17 protein-coding genes are annotated in these 23,116 nt (G+C 71.3%); 10 read left to right on the top strand and 7 right to left on the bottom strand.

From position 1 onward, the window contains the following. The first annotated feature begins 283 nt into the window (after positions 1-283). The 8 genes from ACZ4XD_RS15855 (at position 284) to ACZ4XD_RS15820 (ending at position 10,700) form a co-directional block, all read left to right on the top strand. The gene (locus ACZ4XD_RS15855; RefSeq protein WP_468042450.1) at positions 284-4,024 is read left to right on the top strand and encodes a sensor histidine kinase; all 3,741 of its coding nucleotides are present in this window, start codon (positions 284-286) and stop codon (positions 4,022-4,024) included. A 9-nt stretch (positions 4,025-4,033) separates the two neighbouring features. Then, entirely contained in the window at positions 4,034-4,447 is a 414-nt protein-coding gene (locus ACZ4XD_RS15850; RefSeq protein ID WP_018087200.1) for a roadblock/LC7 domain-containing protein, read from the top strand. Positions 4,448-4,538: 91 nt separating this feature from the next. Further along, positions 4,539-4,949, top strand: coding sequence for a DUF742 domain-containing protein (locus ACZ4XD_RS15845; RefSeq protein WP_127153185.1), 411 nt, complete (start codon positions 4,539-4,541; stop codon positions 4,947-4,949). Next, the gene (locus ACZ4XD_RS15840) at positions 4,930-5,523 is read left to right on the top strand and encodes a GTP-binding protein (protein WP_468042447.1); all 594 of its coding nucleotides are present in this window, start codon (positions 4,930-4,932) and stop codon (positions 5,521-5,523) included. The genes ACZ4XD_RS15845 and ACZ4XD_RS15840 overlap by 20 nt, the downstream gene beginning before the upstream one ends. A 399-nt stretch (positions 5,524-5,922) precedes the next feature. Next, positions 5,923-9,042: a nitrate- and nitrite sensing domain-containing protein gene (locus tag ACZ4XD_RS15835; RefSeq protein ID WP_468042445.1), complete on the top strand. Its 3,120-nt coding sequence runs from the start codon at positions 5,923-5,925 to the stop codon at positions 9,040-9,042. 10 nt (positions 9,043-9,052) lie between these two features. Beyond that, entirely contained in the window at positions 9,053-9,466 is a 414-nt protein-coding gene (locus tag ACZ4XD_RS15830) for a roadblock/LC7 domain-containing protein (protein ID WP_018087204.1), read from the top strand. An 84-nt stretch (positions 9,467-9,550) separates the two neighbouring features. Further along, the gene (locus ACZ4XD_RS15825; protein WP_468042443.1) at positions 9,551-10,141 is read left to right on the top strand and encodes a DUF742 domain-containing protein; all 591 of its coding nucleotides are present in this window, start codon (positions 9,551-9,553) and stop codon (positions 10,139-10,141) included. Further along, complete coding sequence (locus tag ACZ4XD_RS15820; protein WP_073447656.1) at positions 10,122-10,700, top strand: GTP-binding protein; 579 nt, start codon at positions 10,122-10,124, stop codon at positions 10,698-10,700. The genes ACZ4XD_RS15825 and ACZ4XD_RS15820 overlap by 20 nt, the downstream gene beginning before the upstream one ends. Before the next feature lie 134 nt (positions 10,701-10,834). Here the strand turns inward: ACZ4XD_RS15820 and ACZ4XD_RS15815 are convergent, their stop codons facing one another. From ACZ4XD_RS15815 to ACZ4XD_RS15800, 4 genes are all read right to left on the bottom strand, one after another. Further along, positions 10,835-11,491 (bottom strand): DUF4360 domain-containing protein, encoded by a 657-nt coding sequence (locus ACZ4XD_RS15815; protein WP_042149208.1) that lies wholly within the window; start codon positions 11,489-11,491, stop codon positions 10,835-10,837. Positions 11,492-12,239: 748 nt separating this feature from the next. Beyond that, positions 12,240-12,443 (bottom strand): acyl-CoA carboxylase epsilon subunit, encoded by a 204-nt coding sequence (locus ACZ4XD_RS15810; RefSeq protein WP_468042440.1) that lies wholly within the window; start codon positions 12,441-12,443, stop codon positions 12,240-12,242. 56 nt (positions 12,444-12,499) lie between these two features. Continuing rightward, a complete protein-coding gene (locus ACZ4XD_RS15805; RefSeq protein ID WP_468042438.1) occupies positions 12,500-14,083 on the bottom strand; it encodes an acyl-CoA carboxylase subunit beta in 1,584 nt (527 codons plus the stop codon). A 216-nt stretch (positions 14,084-14,299) separates the two neighbouring features. Next, positions 14,300-16,738, bottom strand: a complete 2,439-nt coding sequence (locus ACZ4XD_RS15800) for a polysaccharide lyase 8 family protein (RefSeq protein WP_468042436.1) — start codon at positions 16,736-16,738, stop codon at positions 14,300-14,302. Between the two features lie 241 nt (positions 16,739-16,979). Between ACZ4XD_RS15800 and ACZ4XD_RS15795 the strand changes: the two genes are divergently transcribed. After that, positions 16,980-17,615 (top strand): YceI family protein, encoded by a 636-nt coding sequence (locus ACZ4XD_RS15795; protein ID WP_468042434.1) that lies wholly within the window; start codon positions 16,980-16,982, stop codon positions 17,613-17,615. 89 nt (positions 17,616-17,704) lie between these two features. Here the strand turns inward: ACZ4XD_RS15795 and cimA are convergent, their stop codons facing one another. From cimA to ACZ4XD_RS15780, 3 genes are all read right to left on the bottom strand, one after another. Then, positions 17,705-19,327, bottom strand: a complete 1,623-nt coding sequence (gene cimA, locus ACZ4XD_RS15790) for a citramalate synthase (protein ID WP_468042432.1) — start codon at positions 19,325-19,327, stop codon at positions 17,705-17,707. Positions 19,328-19,609: 282 nt separating this feature from the next. Further along, a complete protein-coding gene (locus tag ACZ4XD_RS15785; RefSeq protein ID WP_468042430.1) occupies positions 19,610-21,043 on the bottom strand; it encodes a S28 family serine protease in 1,434 nt (477 codons plus the stop codon). Positions 21,044-21,141: 98 nt separating this feature from the next. Continuing rightward, on the bottom strand, positions 21,142-22,473 hold the full coding sequence (locus ACZ4XD_RS15780) for an MFS transporter (protein ID WP_468042428.1): 1,332 nt from the start codon (positions 22,471-22,473) through the stop codon (positions 21,142-21,144). Positions 22,474-22,699: 226 nt separating this feature from the next. Between ACZ4XD_RS15780 and ACZ4XD_RS15775 the strand changes: the two genes are divergently transcribed. Further along, positions 22,700-23,017 (top strand): hypothetical protein, encoded by a 318-nt coding sequence (locus ACZ4XD_RS15775; protein ID WP_468042426.1) that lies wholly within the window; start codon positions 22,700-22,702, stop codon positions 23,015-23,017. Positions 23,018-23,116: the final 99 nt, after the last annotated feature.

Below are 23,116 nucleotides of genomic sequence, written 5' to 3'. Positions count from 1 at the left end.
TCTTCGACACGTCGTAACGCCTTCCGCACATTGCGTCACCCAAGTCACAGTGCGGCACTCCGCTCTTGTTGGAGATCCGGCACTGTGCTGGAATTCCACGGACCGCCGCATGTTTGAGCCGGCGCGCAGGGCGCAACGAAGCGCCGCGCGGCGGTGCCGTCCACTCCGATCGAGAGGACAGCCCGCCGGTCATCACGACCGCCATGGGGGGACTTAGCGGTCCCCATACGACTCGACACCGTCCCGCCGAGGTGGGACGCCTGGTCCAGAGGTTGCGACGCTAGTGCAGGGACGTTTCAAGAGGGATGGCAGCGCTGCGGCGGACCCGGAGCTGCGCGGCGGAACCGACCGCGCCTCCTCGCCCCAGCGCGCCCAGGGCAACGGTTCCGCCGGGGGCAGCACACTGCCCGTCGACGGGGGCGGCCAGGCGCCGGGCAATGACGCCGTGGACAGCGGTAAGCCCAAGGCGTCGAAGGGGGCCAGTGGCCCCGGTTCGCGAATAGCGCTGCGCAACTGGCGCATCAGCACCCGTCTGGTCTCCCTGCTCGCGCTTCCCGTGGTCGCCGCGACCACGCTGGGCGGTATGCGCATCGGCACGTCGCTGGAGAACATCGACCAGCTCGACAAGATGCAGCTGCTCACCGAGATGACCCGGCAGGCCACCGAGCTCGCCGACGCGTTGCAGGTGGAGCGGGACAAGTCGGCCGGTCCGCTGGCCGGCAGCGGGAACGTCAAGGACGACGCCAACGTCGTCGCGCCCCGCGAGGCGACCGACCGCGCCCGGCTGTCGTTCAACCAGGCCACCGATGACATCCGGGGCCAGGACGCCACGATGACCGGTGTCCGGGCGACCGTCCTGGAGATCACCCGCCAGCTCAACACCCTCAACGAGATCCGCAACAACGCCTACAAGGACGCGGACAACTCGACCCGGACGGTCACCAGCTACAACCAGCTGATCAACTCGCTGCTGTCGCTCTCCCAGGACATGGCGCAGGCGACCAGCAACCCGGAGATGATCCGCAGTACCCGTGCGCTGGCGGCGTTCTCGTCGGCCAAGGAGTACGCGTCGATCCAGCGCGCCCTGGTCAGTGCCGGCCTCGCCCACGAGGGCGGCCCGCAGCTGTCCTCCAACGACCGGCTGGCCGGCCGTAACGCCGAGAACAACGAGAAGGCGGCCCGCGACCGCTTCTCGCAGATCTACACCAGCAACGGGGAGAACAGCGCCGGCGCGCTGACCCGCGGTCTGGACGGCAACAACGACGAGATCAAGGCCGCGGTGGCCTTCGCGCACCGCGCCTTCGCCAGCGGTTCCGGCATCCGCAGCCAGGACTACCGCTACCTCGACTGGTACGACTCCGACACCGTCAAGATCGACGAGATGTCGCGTATCGAGACCACGCTGCTCTCGGAGATGGAGCAGAAGTCCCGCGAGCTGCGCAACGAGGCCACCCAGTCCGCGATCATCAGCGGTGCGCTGATCCTGCTCGTCCTCGGCGTCTCGCTGGTCGGCGCGTTCGTCGTGGCGCGGTCCATGGTCCGCTCGCTGCGCCGGCTCCAGGACACCGCGCAGAAGGTCGCCCAGGACCGGCTGCCCGAGCTGGTCAAGCAGCTGTCCGAGTCCGACCCGCAGGACGTGGACACCTCTGTCGAGTCCGTCGGTGTGCACAGCCGGGACGAGATCGGCCGGGTGGCCGCGGCCTTCGACGACGTGCACCGCGAGGCGGTCCGCCTCGCCTCCGAGCAGGCGCTGCTGCGGGGCAACGTCAACGCGATGTTCACCAACCTCTCGCGCCGCTCCCAGGGTCTGATCCAGCGTCAGCTCTCGCTGATCTCCGAACTGGAGTCCCGCGAGGCCGACCCGGACCAGCTGTCCTCCCTCTTCAAGCTCGACCACCTCGCCACCCGCATGCGCCGTAACGGTGAGAACCTCCTGGTCCTCGCCGGTGAGGAGCCGGGGCGCCGGTGGACACGGCCGGTGCCGCTGGTCGACGTGCTCCGTGCCGCCGCCTCCGAGGTGGAGCAGTACGAGCGGATCGAGCTCAACGCCGTACCGCAGACCGAGGTCGCGGGCCGGGTCGTCAACGACCTCGTGCACCTCCTCGCCGAGCTGCTGGAGAACGCCACCTCGTTCTCCTCCCCGCAGACCAAGGTCAAGGTCACCGGTCACGCGCTGCCCGACGGCCGGGTGCTGGTCGAGATCCACGACACCGGTATCGGCCTGTCCCCCGAGGACCTGTCGGCGATCAACGAGCGGCTGGCCAGCCCGCCGACCGTGGACGTCTCGGTCTCCCGGCGCATGGGTCTGTTCGTGGTCGGCCGGCTGTCCCTGCGGCACGGCATCCGTATCCAGCTGCGGCCCTCCGACTCCGGCGGCACCACCGCGCTGGTCATGCTGCCGGTCGATGTCGCCCAGGGCGGCAAGAAGCCGGCGCCCAGCAACGCCAAGGGCGGCGGCGGTGACCACGGCGGCACGCCCGCCAGCCGGCTCGCGGGGCTCCAGCCGCGCGGTCAGGTCGGTTCGGGTCCCTCGGCCGGCGGGCGTCCCGCGCTGCCCGGCCGCGGTGGCCCCGGCGGCGGTGCGCCCAGCGCCTTCGGCGCCTCGGCGCCCTCCGGCCGTACGGCCCCGCCCGGTGCGGGCTCCCCCGGTGCCCCGGCGCAGGGCGGCGACGCCCGCCCGGCCGCCGGCCGTCCCGCCGGCTCGCGTCCCTCGCTGCCCACCCGCGGCGCGGACAACGGCCCGGCGCCCACCGTCGCCCCGCCGACCGGCGCCCCGCGCCGCGAGGAGCGTCCGCAGCTGCCCGCCCGTGGCGCCGCGGCCGAGCTGCCGAGCGGTCCGCCCGCCGGCGGCCAGGGCGGCGGCCAGGGCACTCAGCAGCCCGGCGGTACGAGCTGGGGCGCGCGCCGTGAGCGCGGCGGCTCCGACGACTGGCCGCTGACGCCCCGCGAGACGCAGGAGCGCCCGCGCGGCCACGAGGAGCCGGAGACCACCGGCAGCTTCGAGCGGCCCGCGCCGAGCGGCGGCCCCGGTGACACCGCGGCGTTCGCCCGTCCCGACTTCAACGGTCCGCCGCCCGCCGCGGACGCCTCCCCGCGCGGGTCCCGCCCGCAGGGCGCGCGTCCGGCCGGCCAGGGTGCGGGCAACGGCCCCGCCGACACCGGACAGTTCCCCGTGCCGGACGGCAACACGGGGCAGTACGAGACCGGTCGCTACGAGACGGGCCAGTACCGGCGCCCGGACAGCGACACCGGGCAGTTCCAGCAGCCCGACGGCGACACGGGCCGGTACCAGCGGCCCGACAGCGACACCGGCCAGTACGAGACCGGGCAGTACGAGACCGGGCAGTTCGAGACCGGGCAGTACCAGCGGCCGGACGCCGACCGGGCCGCGTACGCCGACGAGTCGCAGGGCACCGGGCAGTTCCCGGTGCAGCGGTCGCAGGACAGCGGTGCGCCGTCCGCCGATGTGCTCGGTGAGGCGGACGCCGGTCCCGGCGACGGCCGTACGCCGATCTTCGACACCATCGAGTCCAACTGGTTCAACCACCCGGCGGCCGCCGCTGCCGGGGTACCGCCTCAGGGCGACGCCGAGCCCGAGGCACCGCGGCTGCCGCGCCGCGCGGCCGCGCAGGACGGCCCGGCGCGCGGCGAGGCTCGCAACGACGCGCGCAGCGAGGCACCGCTCAACGGTGCGCGCGGCACGGCGCCGGCCGAGGCCACCGGCCAGTGGCGCAGCTCGCCGAACGACGAGACGTGGCGGCAGGCGGAGCAGATCCGCCAGCCCGCCGCGGGCGGTGTCACCACCTCCGGGCTGCCCCGCCGGGTCCCGCGCGCGAACCTCGTCGCGGGCACCGCGCAACAGCAGCAGTCCACCCAGAGCGGTCCCCAGGTCTCGCGTGCGCCCAGTGATGTGCGCGGGCGGCTGACCAATCTCCGTCGGGGTATTCAGCAAGGCCGGCAGGCCGGGACGTCGTCCACCGGCACCCACGGCATTGTCGATCCCACTCACCAGCAGGAGCGTTAGTTGAGTCCGATGAGCCAGGCGGCGCAGAACCTGAACTGGTTGATCACCAACTTCGTGGACAACACCCCCGGGGTGTCACACACGGTGGTGGTCTCCGCGGACGGTCTGCTCCTCGCCATGTCCGAGGGCTTCCCCCGCGACCGTGCCGACCAGTTGGCGGCGGTGGCCTCCGGCCTGACCTCGCTGACCTCCGGCGCGTCCCGCATCTTCGAGGGCGGGACGGTCAACCAGACCGTGGTGGAGATGGAGCGTGGCTTCCTGTTCATCATGTCCGTCTCCGACGGATCGTCGCTGGCCGTGCTGGCGCACCCCGAGTGCGACATCGGCCTGGTCGGCTACGAAATGGCCCTGCTGGTCGACCGCGCGGGCACGGTGCTGACACCGGATCTGCGCGCCGAACTTCAGGGCAGCCTGCTGCACTGAGCGGCGCCCGCAGCGCCGCTCCGTACAGACCAACCATCCATGTGCCGCACCCCCCACCGGCCCAACATCAGTTGTCCCGTCCGGAGGACCCATGACCCCGCCACCTGCCACTTCCGACCCGTACGGCGCCTACAGCCAAGCGCCGTACGGGAACGAAGGTGACCAGCCGCTGGTGCGCCCGTACGCCATGACCGGAGGCCGGACCCGGCCGCGCTACCAGCTCGCCATCGAGGCGCTGGTCAGCACGACCGCCGACCCCTCTCAGCTGCCCGGGCTGCTGCCCGAGCACCAGCGGATCTGCCACCTGTGCCGTGAGGTGAAGTCGGTCGCCGAGGTCTCCGCACTGCTGCACATCCCGCTGGGTGTGGCGCGGATTCTGGTCGCGGACCTGGCGGAGGCCGGGATGGTGGCGATCCACCAGCCGGGCGGCAGCGGTGAAGCCGGTGGCACGCCAGACGTGACCTTGCTCGAGAGGGTGCTCAGTGGACTTCGCAAGCTCTGACAGCGGTTCGGACGGGGCTGCGGCCCGCGCCACGACCTCCGCCAAGATCGTGGTGGCGGGCGGCTTCGGCGTGGGCAAGACCACGTTCGTCGGGGCCGTCTCAGAGATCAACCCGCTGCGCACCGAGGCCGTGATGACCTCCGCCTCGGCGGGCGTCGACGATCTCAGCCACGTCCAGGACAAGACCACGACGACCGTGGCGATGGACTTCGGCCGGATCACGCTGGACCAGGACCTGATCCTGTACCTCTTCGGTACGCCGGGCCAGGACCGCTTCTGGTTCATGTGGGACGACCTGGTCCGCGGCGCGATCGGCGCCGTGGTCCTGGTCGACACCCGCCGGCTCGCCGACTGCTTCCCGGCCGTCGACTACTTCGAGAACAGCGGGCTGCCGTTCGTCATCGCCCTGAACGGCTTCGAGGGGTATCAGCCCCACACGCCCGACGAGGTGCGTGAGGCGCTCCAGATCGGCCCGGGGACGCCGATCATCGCCACCGACGCCCGGCACCGCAACGAGGCGAAGAGCGCGCTGATCACGCTCGTGGAGCATGCCCTGATGGCGCGGCTCCAGTAGTCCGCCGGAACCGGCCCGCCGCCATCCGGCGCGGACCGTACGGCAGTTGTCAGGGGCGGGGTGCGCCCCCCTGCCCCGGACCGGATTCCGGCATCCTGAGTCGATCTGTGTCCTTCGACACGCCCACAATTTTGCTTCATAACGTTTCGACAGTGAATCAGCAGGGTTTCGACACCCCGCGCGCATGCCCGGCTTCGCTGCGCTCACAATTCTCCTGCATTTTGGCGCGGCTCGCCCTTAACGCCCCTTTTATCTCGGGCCCTTTCACGCCTCCTCCGGCTTTACCCAGTGTTTGGAACGCACCGCCCTGACGTGCTGAAATTCGCTGAACTCCGGAGTAGGAACGCCCAGAAGAAACGGCACACAAGTCAGTGCCGGCGCCGAGAGGTTGTTGGTCGAGTGAGGCGAAGCAAGGCGAGCCCCGAGCCGCAGGAACCGCGGCGGGGCAACTTCACACCGCCGCCCAGAGGTGGCCTACCGGCTTCCGACGCGCCCGAAAATTCGGTCGCGAAGCCTCCGGCCAGTGGCGGTAAGTACTCCCCGCGCAACTGGCGCGTGGCGACCCGCCTGAACGCCATTCTGCTGATCCCCGTAATCCTCGCCCTGATCTTCGGCGGGCTGCGGGTGGACAGTTCGTTCGCCACCTGGCAGGAAGCGCAGGACGCGGAGAACACCGCGAAGCTGGTCCGTGCGTCGCTCACCTACAGCAACGCCCTGCTCGACGAGCGGGACCGCACCGCGGCGCCGCTGCTGAAGGGCAAGAAGGACGACCCGGCCGTGCAGGGGGCGCGGGACGCCACCGACGCCGCCGCCGAGAAGTTCCACCAGGCCGCCAAGGCCATGCCGGACAAGCCGGGCCTCAAGCGCCGCCTCGCCGCGTTCGAGAAGTCCGAGCCCAAGCTCCAGCAGCTGCGCCAGGCGGCCTACACCGCCAAGCTGCGCGGTGTGCAGACCGAAGAGGGCTATGTCGAGGTCCAGCACCCGCTGATGGAGTTCGCCAACGAACTCGGCCTGGGCACCGGCAACATCACCTCCTACGGCCGTACCGTCTACGCCGTCGCGCTGGCCAAGGCCGCCGTGTCGCTCCAGCGGTCCATCGGCACCCACCTCCTGGTCGACCCGGCGTCCCCGCAGGGCGGCAAGGAGCACAAGCTTCAGCTGACCGCCTTCGCGTCGTACCGCTACCTGGAGGGCATCGCCATCGGCGAGTACACCTCCGGCGGTACGCCCGAGGACGTCGAGCGCCTCAAGAAGGACGGCGAGGCGCTCAAGCAGGCCGCGCAGCAGAAGATCGCGCGGGCGAAGGAGCAGGCGCAGGCCACCGGCCGGCCGTTCCGCACCCCGCCGTCGATCGACCAGATGGGCACCCTGATCGCCACCGGCGCGGCGCCCGAGACGCTGGGCGCGCGGGGCCTCACCTCCGACACCTACTTCGCGGCCGCGACCGGCAAGTTCGACATGTACCGGTCCATCGAGAAGGACCTGTCGGACAAGGCCGTGAACGAGGCGGCGCAGATCTCCGACGACGCCCGCCAGTCGACCTTCATCGACTCCGGCATCGTGCTCGCCGCGCTGATCATCGCGTTCGTCGTGGCCGGTCTGATGGCCCGCCGGATGAGCCGCAACATGCGCCAGCTGCGCACCGCCGCCTTCGGCATCGCCGAGCAGCGGCTGCCGATGCTGGTCGACCAGCTCTCGCGGACGGATCCGGGCCGGGTCGACACCCGCGTCCAGCCCATCCCGATCGCCACCACCGACGAGATCGGTGAGGTCGCCCGGGCCTTCGACCAGGTGCACCGCGAGGCCGTCCGGCTCGCCGCCGAGCAGGCGCTGCTGCGGGGCAACGTCAACGCGATCTTCACCAACCTCTCCAGCCGCAACCAGGGTCTGATCGAGCGCCAGTTGGAGCTGATCACCGACCTGGAGAACAACGAGGCGGACCCGGACCAGCTGGAGAGCCTCTTCCGGCTCGACCACCTCGCCACCCGTATGCGACGCAACGGCGAGAACCTCCTCATCCTCGCGGGCGAGGAGCCCGGCCGCCGCTGGAACCAGCCGGTGCCGCTGGTCGACGTCCTGCGGGCGGCGATCAGTGAGGTCGAGTCCTACGAGCGAATAGACCTCACCGGCGTCCCCGAGAGCGAGATCCACGGCACCGCCGTGACCGACCTCGTGCACCTGCTGTCCGAGCTGCTGGAAAACGCCACCACGTTCTCCTCCCCGCAGACGAAGGTGCGGGTGGCCGCGACCCGGCTGCCCGACGGCCGGGTGATGATCGAGATCCACGACAAGGGCATCGGGCTCACCCCCGAGGACTTCGCGGACATCAACCACAAGCTGGCGAACCCGCCGAGCGTGGATGCCGCGATCTCCCAGCGCATGGGCCTGTTCGTGGTCGGCCGGCTGGCCGACCGGCACGGAATCCGGGTGCAGCTGCGCCCCTCCGGCGAGCAGGCGGGCACCACGTCGCTGGTCATGCTGCCCGAGGCGATCACCCACGGTGGTGGTGGCGACGAGCAGTTCGACGACGACTTCACGGTCTCCCGGATCGTGCCGGAGAACCAGCAGCACACGGCGTACGAGAACCAGCAGCGCACCGCCGCCGAGCTGGGCTTCGACGACAGCCGCTACGGCCGGCCGGACTCCGGTGACCTGGACATGGTGGGCCGCTCGCTGATCCGCGAGGAGCGCCGGGCCGCACTGGAGGCCCAGGCCTCCGGTGAGCAGGCTCCCGGGTACCAGCAGGACGAGCGTCCGCTCTTCCGTGACGAGGTGCCGTCCGGCGGCGCGTACCAGGACTTCCCGTCCCAGGACTTCCCGTCCCAGGACTTCCCGTCCCAGGCATATGCGGAAGCCGATCAACCGCTCTACGACGACCGGTCGCACGGTGGCCACGCGTTCGGCGAGCCGGGCTTCGCGGAGACCACGGGCCAGCAGCCATACGTCTCCCACGAGGCGGCACAGCCGGACGAATGGACCGAACGCCCCGCATTCGAGGGCTACTTCGGAACCGAAGCGGAATCTGACCGGAATACAACTGCCGCTCCCGCTGACGCCGCTGAGCGCGTACCATTCGAGCGTCCGGGCCCCACACCGAGCGATGCCCCCTCGCTGACGGACGCCGGCCTTCCGCGCCGCGGAGGCCGCGACCAGCAAGCACCGCAGGTGCAGGAGCAGCGGGGCACGCCGGAGACCGGCCAGGACGGCTCCGACTGGCGCAGCTCCAACGACGAGCGCTGGGAGCGGGCGGAGCGGCTGCGTGAGCCGAAGGCGGGCGGAGTCACCTCTTCCGGCCTCCCCCGGCGGGTACCCAAGGCCAACCTGGTCGAAGGTGCCGCGGAGCAGACCCCGCAGGGCGGCCCCCAGGTCTCCCGCGCCCCGGAGGACGTCCGCGGCAGGCTGAGTAACCTGCGCCGCGGCGTCCAGCAGGGACGCAACGTCGGCACGGACCCCTCCGGGGTCCCCCAGAATGACCAACAGGGCTTCGGCCCCGGCAGCACCTACGATCAGGAGCGTTAGTGTGAGCCCGATGAGCCAGGCGGCGCAGAATCTGAACTGGTTGATCACCAACTTCGTGGACAACACCCCTGGGGTGTCCCACACGGTCGTGGTCTCCGCGGACGGTCTCCTCCTCGCCATGTCCGAGGGCTTCCCTCGTGACAGAGCCGATCAGTTGGCGGCGGTGGCCTCCGGCCTGACGTCGCTGACCTCCGGCGCGTCCCGCATCTTCGAGGGCGGTAGCGTCAACCAGACCGTGGTGGAGATGGAGCGCGGCTTCCTCTTCATCATGTCCGTCTCCGACGGATCGTCGCTGGCCGTGCTGGCGCACCCCGAGTGCGACATCGGCCTGGTCGGCTATGAGATGGCCCTGCTGGTCGACCGCGCGGGCACGGTACTGACGCCGGATCTGCGCGCCGAACTTCAGGGAAGTCTTCTCAACTAAAAGACAGGCAGTGCGTTTCCCGCCACCGCGCCTTATGGTTCGGTGGCGCGACCGGCGTCAGACAGGCAAGTTGGAGGAGGAGACGTGGCAACGCCCCCGAGCGGATACCCGTACGGTTCCGGACAGGAGTCCGGGCCTGTGGGCGAGACCCATAACAACCGCTTCAACTTCCCGTCTGCGCCGAGCCGCCGGCCGCAGCGGCCCCAGCAGCAGCAGCCCCGGCCGTACGACTCCCAGCCGTACGAGCCGCCGGTGTACGACCAGCCCCAGGCACCGCGCATCCAGCCGGTGCAGCCGCAACGGCGCGCGCCCGAGCCCGCCCCCACCGGCGCGAACAACCCGCTGGTGCGCCCGTACGCCATGACCGGAGGCCGGACCCGGCCGCGCTACCAGCTCGCCATCGAGGCACTGGTCAGCACGACCGCCGACCCCTCCAAGCTGCAAGGCCAGTTGCCGGAGCACCAGCGCATCTGCCACCTCTGCCGTGAGATCAAGTCAGTAGCCGAGATCTCCGCGCTTCTCTCCATCCCCCTCGGCGTCGCCCGGATCCTCGTCGCCGACCTGGCAGAGGCCGGACTCGTCGCCATCCATCAGCCCGGCGGGGACGAGACCGCCGGCGGACAGCCAGATGTGACACTGCTCGAAAGGGTGCTCAGTGGACTTCGCAAGCTCTAGCGGTGCAGCCCGCTCCACCACCTCCGCGAAAATCGTGGTGGCGGGCGGCTTCGGCGTGGGCAAGACCACGTTCGTCGGGGCCGTCTCAGAGATCAACCCGCTGCGCACCGAAGCCGTGATGACCTCCGCCTCGGCGGGCATCGACGACCTCACGCACGCGCCGGACAAGACGACCACGACCGTGGCCATGGACTTCGGCCGGATCACCCTGGACCAGGACCTGATCCTGTACCTCTTCGGTACGCCGGGCCAGGACCGCTTCTGGTTCATGTGGGACGACCTGGTCCGCGGCGCGATCGGCGCCGTCGTGCTGGTCGACACCCGCCGTCTCGCCGACTGCTTCCCCGCGGTCGACTACTTCGAGAACAGCGGACTGCCCTTCGTCATCGCCCTCAACGGCTTCGACGGACACCAGCCCTACACGCCCGACGAGGTACGTGAGGCGCTGCAGATCGGCCCCGACGCGCCGATCATCACCACCGACGCGCGGCACCGCAGCGAGGCCAAGAGCGCGCTCATCACGCTCGTGGAGCACGCGCTGATGGCGCGCCTGCGCTAAGGAAGCGTCCGGGCTCCCCGTGCCCGCACGCGCGCAACGACGAAAGGCCCCCACACCGTTCAGGTGCGGGGGCCTTCGTCGTCCCAGGAGCCCGTACGCGGCGCTCTACGGGCTCCTGGGACGCAATCCCGGCGTCAGCGGCGCTCGGGGCACTGCTTCCATGCGAAGTGGTACAGGGTGTTGATGCTGCCGTCGGTGGAGTCCATGGCCATGTAGCTGGTGGACTTGGGGTCCGCCGACTTGGCGTCCACCCTCATCTCGGTGTTGATGTTGAAGTAACGCTCCTCGCCGCAGGGGGCGTACACCAGCGCGTCGATGTCGGCCTCGTCCGAGGTCTGCCAGTTGGAGTCGTAGGGCCCGGTGAAGCTGTGGCTCTTACGGGTCGTCTGCTGCTGGCCCTGGAAGTAGTAGCCGGCCGTCTCCAGCCCCTTGGCCCCCGGCGCCAGGGAGGCGTAGCCGCGGTAGTCGGCCCGGGCGATGGCGTACGTGAAGCCCTGCGGGACATGCACGTTCAGCGCGATCTGGCAGTTCTTGCGGGAGTCGGTGGGCTTGCTGCCGCTGCCCGCCTGGGCGAGGTACTCGCTGTACGTGACGGTGAAGGCCGTGTTGTCGGGGGCGATGGCCACTGCGGCGCTGCCGGGTCTGCACCCCGAACCGTTGACCGTGGCGACGGTAATGGTGATCTTGCCGGTCGGCGGGTCGTCGCCGAACCGGGCGGTGGCGGTGGGGGATGCCGATCCGGCGAGGAGCAACGATGCCACTGCGGCACCAGCACTGAGCGTGCTGAGCATGGGCTTTCCTTCCGGTCGTCCTAGGCCCGCGGCGCGGGAACACCAGGAGAAGAAATGACGAGCGCATGCCAGCATGGGCAGCACCGCTTGAACAGCTCTGCTCCCGAGGGTTGAGGCGAACCTACGCCTTGATTCGGACGCGGGCTGCCGAACCGGAACACCGGTGTGGTGGGGGCCGGTTGCGCCTATGGCTTGTGGGTGGTGGGTCGGAGGGGACGCCCGGTAAGCCGTCCTCGGCGCGGGCGACGCGGGTCCCAGAGGTTCTTCGCCCCGTTGTTCGCTCCGGGTCCTGCGGGCGGCTCACCGGGCATCCCCTCCGACCTCCGTCTGTGCGCGGCTATCCCGCCGTACCGATGACCGTTACGGCAGCGCTGCACGGCACCCTTGGCAGGCACCGGGCCATGCCGCCGCTCTTTGGGCGCGGGCCGTCGCGAGGGCTGTGACGGGCGGTGCCACCGTCCGTCAGTCGGCAACGGGGGACGGTCGGAGGGGATGTACCGGGGCCCGCCCGCAGGACCGAAGCAAACACCGGGGCAATCAAACGCACGCAGCCGCGTCGCCCGCGCCGTGGGGGCACCTCCCGGCCGGAGGCTGGGGGAGGGTCCCGGTGCGTCCCCTCCGACCCCCGCGGCAACCACGCAACCCGCAACGGCGCCAGCCACCACGGCACCGCACCAAACAACGTACGCAGACAAAAACAAGGGACCCCGCAACCGCGGGGCCCCAAGTCGGCGCAATCAGCGAAGCGTCACCGCTGCCAGCTGGTAGCCCCATGGAAGCCACTCTGACGCTCCAGCCGCCGCCAACGGGCGGCCGTGGCGCGGGGACGCGCAGGCGCGGCCGGCCGGTGCGCGGCGCGGGCCAGCAGGACAGCGGTCAGGGCGGCCAGCTCTTCCTCGCTGGCCTGGCCCTTCTCCACGCGGATGGAGTCGGTGCGGTGGGCAGTGTTCACGGTGTGGTCTCCGTCGTCGCGGTGGGCGTGGTGCCGGTGGCGGGTGCGGTGGGTGGCTACTGGGGCGGGTTGCCGTGCTTACGGGCCGGCAGGTCCGCGTGCTTGGTGCGCAGCATCTCCAGGGCCCGGATGAGCACGTGGCGGGTCTCGGCGGGGTCGATGACGTCGTCGACCAGGCCGCGCTCGGCCGCGTAATAGGGGTGCATCAGCTCGGACTTGTACTCCTTGACCATGCGCACCCGCATGGCCTCGGAGTCGTCCGCCTCGGCGATCTGCTTGCGGAAGATGACGTTGGCGGCGCCCTCGGCGCCCATCACCGCGATCTCGTTGGTGGGCCAGGCGTAGGTCAGGTCGGCACCGATGGACTGCGAGTCCATGACGATGTAGGCGCCGCCGTAGGCCTTGCGCAGCACGAGGGAGATCCGCGGGACGGTGGCGTTGCAGTAGGCGTAGAGCAGCTTGGCGCCGTGCCGGATGATGCCGCCGTGCTCCTGGTCGACGCCGGGCAGGAAGCCGGGGACGTCGAGCAGGGTGACGATCGGGATGTTGAAGGCGTCGCACATCTGGACGAAGCGGGCGGCCTTCTCGGACGCCTCGATGTCCAGCACACCGGCCAGCGACTGCGGCTGGTTGGCGATGATGCCCACCACGCGGCCGTCGAGCCGGGACAGCGCGCAGATGATGTTGGTCGCCCAGCGCTCGTGGACTTCGAGGTACTCGCCGTCGTCGACGATCTCCTCGATGACCTTGCGCATGTCGTACGGGCGGTTGCCGTCGGCCGGGACCAGGTCCAGCAGCGCGTCACCGGAGCGGTCGGCGGGGTCCTCGCAGGGCACCGTCGGCGGGTTCTCGCGGTTGTTCGCCGGCAGCAGCGAGAGGAGGTAGCGGACCTCCTCCAGGCAGGTGGCCTCGTCGTCGTACGCGAAGTGCGCGACACCGGAGGTCTCGGCGTGCACATCGGCGCCGCCCAGGCCGTTCTGGGTGATCTCCTCGCCGGTCACCGCGCGCACCACGTCGGGGCCGGTGATGAACATCTGCGAGGTCTCGCGGACCATGAAGACGAAGTCGGTCAGGGCCGGGGAGTAGGCGGCGCCGCCGGCGCAGGGGCCGAGCATGACGGAGATCTGCGGGATGACCCCGCTCGCCTTGGTGTTGCGCTGGAAGATGCCGCCGTAGCCGGCGAGCGCGGAGACACCCTCCTGGATGCGGGCGCCGGCGCCGTCGTTCAGCGAGACCAGCGGCGCACCGGCCTGGATGGCCATGTCCATGATCTTGTGGATCTTGGTGGCGTGGGCCTCGCCCAGCGCACCGCCGAAGATCCGGAAGTCGTGCGCGTAGGTGAAGACGGTCCGGCCGTGGACGGTGCCCCAGCCGGTGATCACGCCGTCGGTGTAGGGCTTCTTCGCCTCCAGGCCGAAGCCCGTCGCCCGGTGCCGCCGCAGCGGCTCGACCTCGTTGAACGAACCCTCGTCCAGCAGCAGCTCGATCCGCTCGCGGGCCGTCAGCTTGCCCTTGGCACGCTGCGCTTCGGTGGCACGCTCGCTGGGGCCTCGCCGAACCTGCTCACGGATGGCGTGCAATTCGGCGACGCGCCCGCGGGCGTCGTTGGCGCCGGCGGGCACATCTTCGACAGTGGTCATGTATCGACGGTACGTGGGCGAGGCGCCGCGCACCGATGTCGGTTTCGTACAACGTCGCATGCGATTTGGTGGGCAGGCAGTACAGAACCGTGCTGTACGCGCCCCGCGTCGCGGCGTCCGTTCGGGTGGCGGGCTCGTGCGGCGTCTGTATGGGCCCGACAAACAGACGCGGAGCGATGTTGTGGTGACCGGCTGGTCCGGCGGGCCGGATTCCGGTCAGCCCAGCCGCACGGTGCAGGTGTGGGTGGCACAGCTCCTGCCGGGGGTCACCCGCAGCCGCAGGGCCCGCCCGGCGGTCAGCACCGCGATCGCCGGGTCGTGGGCGAGCACCGCGCGCACCGGCCGTGACCAGGTGATCTCCAAAGTATCGCCGGTGCGCTCGGGTGCGGCGACGCACAGCCGCGCGGTGCCACCGCGGCCCGCCGGCCCCCCGCCCCGCCGCTCCCGTACCAGCACGCTCGCCGGCCCGTCGGCGATGAGCGGCCCCGCGCGGCCCGCCCGCCAGAAATTGGCGGCGGTTACGCCGAGCGGGTCGACGGCGATCGCCTGCCGGCCCGCGTCATTGGCGAGCACGGTCAGCCAGCGCCGGTCGGCGGCGCGGGCGGCGAGCGTGCCGGGGGTGGCGCCCGGCATCAGGAGGTAGGCGTAGCAGGCGTCGGTGGGGTCGGTGCCGTGGTCGTGCCAGAGGGTGAGATAACGGCGGGTGAACGGCTCGGTGGAGGAGGTGCTGTTGATGTCGTGCCAGGAGCCGGTGCGGGCCTCGCGCAGCGCCGTGAGGGGGGCGCCGCCGGGGAAGACATAGCCGCCGTGGCCGGCGAGGTGGGCCCAGTGGGCGCGGCGGAAGGCGGTGGTCCGGCCGAGGGTGCCGGGCTGCGGGACGCCGTCGACGGTGAGCGTCGCGGTGCCGGACTCCCCCAGGCAGCGGTTGTCGACGACGGTCTCGGCGGGCACCCCGTCGCGGGCGGTGATGCCGGCGCCCAGGCAGACGACGCAGTCCGCGAGCGTGAACCAGGATTTCCTGGCGGTGAGGGTCGAGGCCAGGCCGCGCAGGTCCTGGCCGATCGCGGCGAAGGTGCCGTCGGTGGTCCCGCCGACCCAGCGCGCGGCGGGCCTGGGCTCGCCCCAGCCGCCGCCCTCGTTGTCGGCCAGCCGCTTGGTGGACACGGTCGTGCCGGGGAGCCGGTAGGGGTCGACGGTGGGCCAGAAGGCGTCCGTGTACTGGTCGCCGCCGGAATCGGCGCCCCACCAGGAGAGCATGCCGGCGCCGGTGTGCCAGCCGCGCGGGTTCTCGCCGTTGCCGTTCTCGTAGTGGGCGATCCGGTCGGAGGCCATGGCCAGCCCGGCGGCCCAGCCGGGGCGGCGGTGCACGGCACGGTCCATGGCGGGGAACAGCCGGTGGCCGACGGGTTCGGGGGCGGGGGCCGCGGGGCTCCGGGCGATCTCGCCGAGCCGGGCGAGGTCGGCGACGGGGTACTGCCGGTCGGTGAGGACCGGCAGCGTACGGTCGCGGGCGATCCAGCCCTTGATCATGGCGTGCCAGCGGTCCCGTTCGGCGCCGCTCGCGCTCCGGGCGAGCAGCGCGACGGCGGCGATCAGCGCATGGCCGTGGTAGTGGTCGCTGCGCAGGATGCGCCGTTCGTCGCTGCGGAGATAACCGCGGCTGATGGCGCGGCCGTTGACCATGTCCATCATCAGGCCGTTGTGCAGCAGCGGGGCGTAGGACCGCTCGACACTGTCGAAGATGATCTGCCGGGCCGGGTCGGTGAGCTGCCAGGACGAGCCGCCGAGCAGCGCGAACAGCCGGCCGAGGCCGTCCAGCAGGACAGCGCCGTAGGTGCCGGAGTAGGCGACCCAGGTGTGCTGGACGAAGGAGCCGTCGGCGTAGAGCCCGTCGCCCTTGGTGACGTACGGGAAGACCGGGGAGAGGGCGTCGCGGGCCAGCGCGATCCTGTCGGGGGCGCGGCCGAGGACGCCGCGCAGCGCGACCACCCGGCACAGGTCGACGCGGTTGGCGCCGGTGCTGGTCCCGGTGTAGTCGCCGAGCATGGTGTCGGGCACGAAGTGGTCGACGGCGGCCAGACAGCGGGTGCGCAGGTCGTCGGGGAGGCCGTCGCCGGGCAGCCGCTCGTCGAGGATCGCGAGGGTGTCGAGGAGCAGTCTGGGGCTGCCGATCTGCCACTCCCACCAGTTTCCGTAGCGGGTGGTGGCGGTGTGGTAGACGGTGGCTTCGAGGTGGCCGAGGCCGGTGACGAGGGCGTCGGCGAGGGCGGGGTCGCCGGTGCGGCCGGTGCCGGGCTGGGCGTAGGCCCGGGCCATGGTGTGCAGCCGGCTGTAGCTCTGGGTGATGCCGGACGGCGGGTCGTAGCGGCAGTCGGGCCACAGGGAGCCGGCGGCCGGGCGCATGCGTGCCTGGAAGGTGCTCGCGAGGGCGCCGGTCTCCTGGAGGGCGGCGGCGTAGGGCGGGGCGGTGGGGTCGAAGCCGGTGCCCAGGGTGAGCTCGCACCAGCGGCGGCGGAGGGCGGTGAACTCGTCAGCGGGGGCGGCCGGCCCGGCGGCGGCGGGCGCGGGGCCAGCCGTGAGGCCGAGCGCGCCTACGGTGGAGATGGCGAGAAATCCTCGGCGTGACCAGACGGGCAGGGCGGGAACTGGCGACACGGTCGGTCCTCTCCAGGGCGTCAACTGAGGGGTGGCGCTGCGCACTTGGGAGTTCCCGATGGTCTAGCACGGGCCGTCGGCGAGCGGCAATGACCGCGCCGGAACGCCGCCCGCCACCCGCCCGGCGGAGCCCGTTCCCACCAAGAGGTTGAATATTGAACCAGATGCGGTTACGGTGAATCTCGTTGAAGCTTAAACAAACCTTCGCGCACACCGAGCGCACCGTCTTTGAGGAGGAGCCATGGCTCTGTTCCACCGCAAGCGCACCGCAGACACCGCCGACACCGCCACCGCCGCCACCGCTGCCGTCCTCGACGCGGACCCCGGGCTCGCGGCACTGACCGGCGACTACACCATCGACCCGGCCCACAGCACCATCGGCTTCACCGTGCGGCACGCCATGGTCACCAACGTCCGCGGCGCCTTCGGTGTGTACGAGGGCACGCTGCACCTCGACGGGTCCGAGCCGGCCCGCTCCACCGCCTCCCTCGACGTCACGATCGCCAGCATCGACACCGGGATCGCGGACCGCGACGGCCATCTGCGCAGCGCCGACTTCTTCGACGCCGAGACCTTCCCGCTGATGACCTTCCGCAGCACCGCCGCCGAGCGGGTGGGCGGTGACCACTACCGCATCACCGGCGATCTGACCCTCCGCGATGTCACCAAGCCGCTCACCATCGACCTGGAATTCCACGGCTCGGCCACCGATGTCTACGGCGCCGAGCGGGTCGGCTTCGAGGGCAGCGCCGAGATCCTGCGCTCCGACTGGGGCCTGACCTGGAACGCCGCGCTGGAGGCCGGCGGCGTCATGGTCAGCGACAAGGTCAAGCTCACCTTCGACATCTCGGCCGTCAAGGCGGCCCCGGAGGCCTGAGCCCGGCGCTCCGCCCTACGACCGCGGCCCCGCGCCGGCCTCTCCCCCGAGGGCCGTGCGGGGCCGCGGTCGCGGCGTCGCCGCGGCGGTCACTCCTGCGGCTCGACCCCGGCCCGCAGCAGCCCGTACGCATAGGCGTCGTCCAGCGCCTGCCAGGACGCGGCGATCACGTTCTCCGCGACACCGACCGTGGACCACTCGCCCCGGCCGTCGCTGGTGGAGACCAGGACCCGGGTGATCGAGCCGGTGCCCAGGGCACCCTCCAGGATGCGGACCTTGTAGTCCACCAGCTCCATGTGGGCCAGCTGCGGATAGATCCGCTCCAGCCCCACCCGCAGCGCCCGGTCGAGCGCGTTGACCGGGCCGTTGCCCTCGGCGGTGGCGACGATCCGCTCCCCCTTGGCCCACAGCTTCACGGTCGCCTCGTTGGCGTGCGAGCCGTCCGGGCGGTCCTCGACGATCGCCCGCCAGGACTCGACGGTGAAGTAGCGCATCGGCCGGCCCTGGAGCTCCGCGCGCAGCAGCAGCTCGAAGGACGCGTCGGCGGCCTCGTAGGTGTAGCCCGCCAGCTCCCGCTCCTTGACCCGCTCGACGACCCGGCCGACCAGCTCACGGTCGCCGCTCAGATCGATGCCCAGCTCCTTGCCCTTGAGCTCGATGGACGCCCGGCCGGCCATGTCGGAGACCAGCATCCGCATGCTGTTGCCGACCAGCGCCGGATCGATGTGCTGGTAGAGGTCCGGGTCGACCTTGATGGCGGAGGCGTGCAGTCCGGCCTTGTGGGCGAAGGCGGAGACACCGACATAGGGCTGGTGGGTGGAGGGGGTGAGGTTGACGACCTCGGCGATGGCGTGCGAGATCCGGGTGGTCTCGGCGAGCTTGCCCGCGGGCAGCACCTGGCGCCCGTACTTGAGCTCCAGGGCGGCGACGACCGGGAAGAGGTTGGAGTTGCCGACCCGCTCGCCGTAGCCGTTGGCGGTGCACTGGACGTGGGTGGCACCCGCGTCCACCGCGGCCAGGGTGTTGGCGACGGCGCAGCCGGTGTCGTCCTGGGCGTGGATGCCCAGCCGCGCCCCGGTGTCCGCGAGGACGGTCCGGACGACGGCGGTGATCTGCGCCGGGAGCATCCCGCCGTTGGTGTCGCAGAGCACCACGACATCGGCGCCGGCCTCGCTCGCGGTGCGGACGACCTGCTTGGCGTAGACCGCGTCCAGGGCATAGCCGTCGAAGAAGTGCTCGCAGTCGAGGAAGACCCGGCGGCCCTGATCGCGCAGGTACCGGACGGTGTCCCGCACCATCGCGAGGTTCTCCTCGGGGGTGGTGCGCAGCGCCAGCTCCACATGCCCGACATGGGACTTGGCGACCAGCGTGATGACCGGGGCCCCGGACTCCAGCAGCGCGGCGACCTGCGCATCGTCCTCGACGCGGACCCCGGCCTTGCGGGTGGCGCCGAACGCGACCAGCTGGGCGTGCCGGAAGTCGATCTCCTCGCGGGCCCGCTGGAAGAACTCGGTGTCCCGCGGATTGGCCCCGGGCCAGCCCCCCTCGATGAAGCCGACCCCGAATTCTTCGAGGTGCCGGGCGATGGTCAGCTTGTCGGCGACCGTGAGATTGATGCCCTCGCGCTGCGCGCCGTCGCGGAGCGTGGTGTCGAAGACGTGGAAGTCGTCGGACACCGCGTCGGCGGGGCGGGCTTGGGGTGCGTCCGTCATGCTGGTCTGGCTCCTGTCGGGATCTCGGTCTACCGGAATAACCGGTTCCACCGCCCCTCCATGTTCCCTCGCGCTCCGCCTCCGGTGAGATGTGGGCCGGAAACGAAAAAACCTCTCGCGGGTGCGAGAGGTCTGCGCGCGGGTCTGGGACGACGGTGGCCGCGCCGTACTCGGTTCGTACGGGGCGGTCACTGCGGACCGGCGCGCCTGCTGCCAATAATCATGGCGAACGAGAGCACGGTCCGCAGTGTGCCACAACCCCGGGTGACACAGCGGGACGTCTCACGATGCGGGCGGGCCGTCCTGCGGTGCGGTCCGGCTGTCCACGCCCGCCCAGCGGCGGAGCGCGGCGGTGGCCCGGGCACGGTCCCGGGGCGCCAGCTTCGCGATGCGCGCGAGGTGGCTGGTGTGCGGGGCCAGGTAGACGTGCGCGTCCCCGCTGCCCTTGCCGGTACGGAACGGCTCGGCCCGGGTGGGGTCCATCGCGCCGTACACGAAGAGCAGCTCGCTGCCGTGGTGCCGTACCCAGCGGTCGATGTCGGGCATGGCGTCCGGCTGGAAACGCAGGGGAATGCTGCGCGGCACATAGGTGCGCATCTCCTGGATTCCGGGGTAGCGCAGCAGTCCGGCGAGTTGCGGGGCGGCGAGCGACACATAGCCGAGCTGGGTGCCCAGCTGGTAGAAGGACGCGGTGACGGGGGCCATGTTCCGGTCGGTGAAGCCCTGGAGGCTGGTCACCCCTGCGAACCAGGTGTACAGCACGTCGCCGGCGGCGGAGGGCCCGGGGATCGCGCCGCAGTCGTCCCCTTCTTCCTTCTGCATCCAGAAGCGCATGGGCAACCCCAGCGCGGTGAGTTCCAGGGCGCGGTCGGCGCTGCCGATGGTGTGGATGGTGTCGCCCTGGCTCGCGGCCCAGCGTGCGAGGCGGCCCGCCATCTCCGCGCGCCGAGGCCCCAGCACTGCGCGCTGCACCGCCGTGAGCGCGCTCCGGCAGGCGGGCGGGCCGACCCGCTGGAGGAAGCGGTCCTCTGCGGTGTCGTCCCGGTCATCGGTGTTGTTGGGTGCCGAATACGCCACCGAGCCGGCCACATCGTGCGGGTAGAAGCGCCGGTGGTAGACGGTGGCCATGCCGCCCTTGCTGCCGCCGGTGGAGATCCAGGCGGCGCGGTAGAGCGTCTTGAGGGCCCGGATCAGCCGGTGGTGATCGGTCGCCGCCTGCCAGATGTCGAGTTTCGACCAGTCGGTGGGGCGGGGGCGGGAGGTGCCGAAGTACCGCTGCTCGACGCTGAGCTGGTTGCCGTCCAGGATCTCGGTCGGCTCGGAACGGTATGCGGGAGCCTGGTAGTTGAGGTCGTAGCCGTTGGTGTGGAGCACCATCGGCCGGGCGGTGGAGCGGTGGAGCAGCGACAGCCGCTGCTCGAAGCCGCCCTTGCCGGGGTGCCGGTGGTCGACGGGCTGGCGGTAGGTCAGCGCGAAGGAGCGGTAGCCGGCCGGGGCGGGGTTCTCCTTGACCACCCGCATCCCGGGCACGGCCGCGAGCCTGGCCCGGATGTCGTCGGCGGCCGGGCGGGACGTGGCCGGGCGCACCGTGGCCGGCGGCGCGGTGGCCGGGTGGGCCCCGCCGGTCCGGGCCGTCGCCGTGGCCGGGGCCACGACGGCCGAGGCCAGCAGGCCGGTCAGCAGCAGCGGCAGGCATAACTGTCTGGTGATCTTCATGCCCCCAGCCAACCAGCCGGCGCCCCACGCGCCTATCCCGGAACCGGCCCTGCCGCGGGCGGGGCAGGGCCGGTTCCGGCCAGAAAGGGCGGCGGCCCTCAGTCGGCGACGGGCTGCCCCACCCGCGCCCGTTCGGCTCCGGCGCCCTCGTCCTGCTTGCCGACCCGGTGCAGATCGATGGTCCGGGTCTCGCGCATGGTGATGTAGACGATCAGCGAGACGGCGGCGCAGCCGGCGACGTACCAGTAGTAGCCGGACTCGATGCCGCCCTCCTTGAACCACAGGGCGACATACTCCGCGGTGCCGCCGAACAGCGCGTTGGCGATGGCGTACGGCAGGGCCACCCCCAGCGCACGGATGCCGGTCGGGAACAGCTCGGCCTTCACACAAGCGTTGATCGAGGTGTAGCCGGTGACGACGACCAGCGCGAGCAGCGAGAGCCCGAGGGCGGGCCAGAAGCTGCCGGCGTGCTTGAGCAGCGTCATGATCGGCACGGTCAGGAACGTCGAGCCGACCGCGAAGGTGATCAGCAGCGGACGGCGGCCGATCCGGTCGGACAGCTTTCCGGCGAGCGGCTGGATGCACATGAAGAGGAACAGGGCGCAGAAGCTGACCAGGGAGGCGGTCGGCTTGGGCAGACCGGCGCTGCCCGAGAGGTACTTGGTGAGATAGGTCGTGTACGTGTAGTACGCGACCGTGCCGCCCATGGTGAGCGCGATGACCAGGAACGCCTCACGCTTGTGCGCCAGCAGCGCCTTGAGGGTGCCGCGCGCCGGGTCGGCGTGGGCGCTGTCGTCCTCGGCGTACACCTCGGTCTCCAGCATGTTGCGGCGCAGATAGAAGACGATGGCGGCGCCCAGCGCACCGATGATGAACGGGATCCGCCAGGCCCAGCTGTGCAGGGCGTCCTCGGACAGGGTGCGCTGCAGCACGATCTGGAGGCCGAGGCCGAGCAGCTGTCCGGCGGTCATGGACACGTACTGGAAGCTGGAGGCGAAACCGCGGCGGCCGGGCGCGGAGGCCTCGGTGAGGTAGGTCGCGCTGGCCGCGTACTCCCCGCCGACCGAAAGCCCCTGGAGCATCCGCGCGATGAGCAGCACGGCCACGCCGCCGTAGCCCGCGACCGCGTAGGTGGGCGCGACGGCGATCAGGACCGCCGAGGCGGACATCAGCGTGACGGTCAGGGTGAGCGCGGCCTTACGGCCCCGGCGGTCGCCGACCCGGCCGAGCACCCAGCCGCCCACCGGGCGCATGAAGAAGCCCACCGCGAAGATGCCCATGGTGTTCATGAGGTTCGCGGTGTCATTCCCCTTGGGGAAGAACGAATCCGCGAAGTAGACCGCGAAACTGGCGTACACGAACCAGTCGAACCACTCGACCATGTTGCCGGCCGAGCCGACCCAGATCTTCTTCCATTGCTCTCGTCCCATAGCCGGTTACGGTCGCGGACCCGGGGGCCTGCGGCAAGGGCGCGGGCGGCAACGATCGGAGGTACTTACGTGCGTTGTGGTCACTGGCGCGGGACGCCGGCCCGTGGCACAGCCGCAGCAGCACGCCTCCCCCCTACGGCATAGGGTCGCCCTCGAAGCTGCGAGGCGCCACCGCCCCGGTCGCCGCGTGCGGACCGGGCCGGGCGAGAGAAGAGAAAGAAGCGAGATGTCCGAACCGCAACCGCAAGCAGGGCAACGGCCGATTCCCACCAGCGCCGAGGAGGCGCTGGAGATCGGCCGGGGTCATTTCCCCCGCGTCTGGCCGGACGGGGACGAACCGACGCTGCACGTCCACGAATTCGACCTCGGCTATCTGGTGTACCCGGTCTTCCCGCCCAGGACGGACCCCACCGCCTACCCCCGTGATCCGGGCGGCTCGCACATCGTGATCTCCAAGGCGGACGGTGCGGTCAGCGCGCTGCCCAACTACCCGCCGGAGCAGGCCGTCGAGATGTACCGCCGGCACTTCCTTCCGGGGGCGTAGGCGCCGCGGGGGGGGGGGGGGGGGGGGGGGGGGGGGGGGGGGGGGGGGGGGGGGGGGGGGGGGGGGGGGGGGGGGGGGGGGGGGGGGGGGGGGGGGGGG

The organism is Streptomyces sp. NPDC029466, from assembly GCF_055574515.1.
This window is presented reverse-complemented; position numbering and strand designations above follow the sequence as displayed.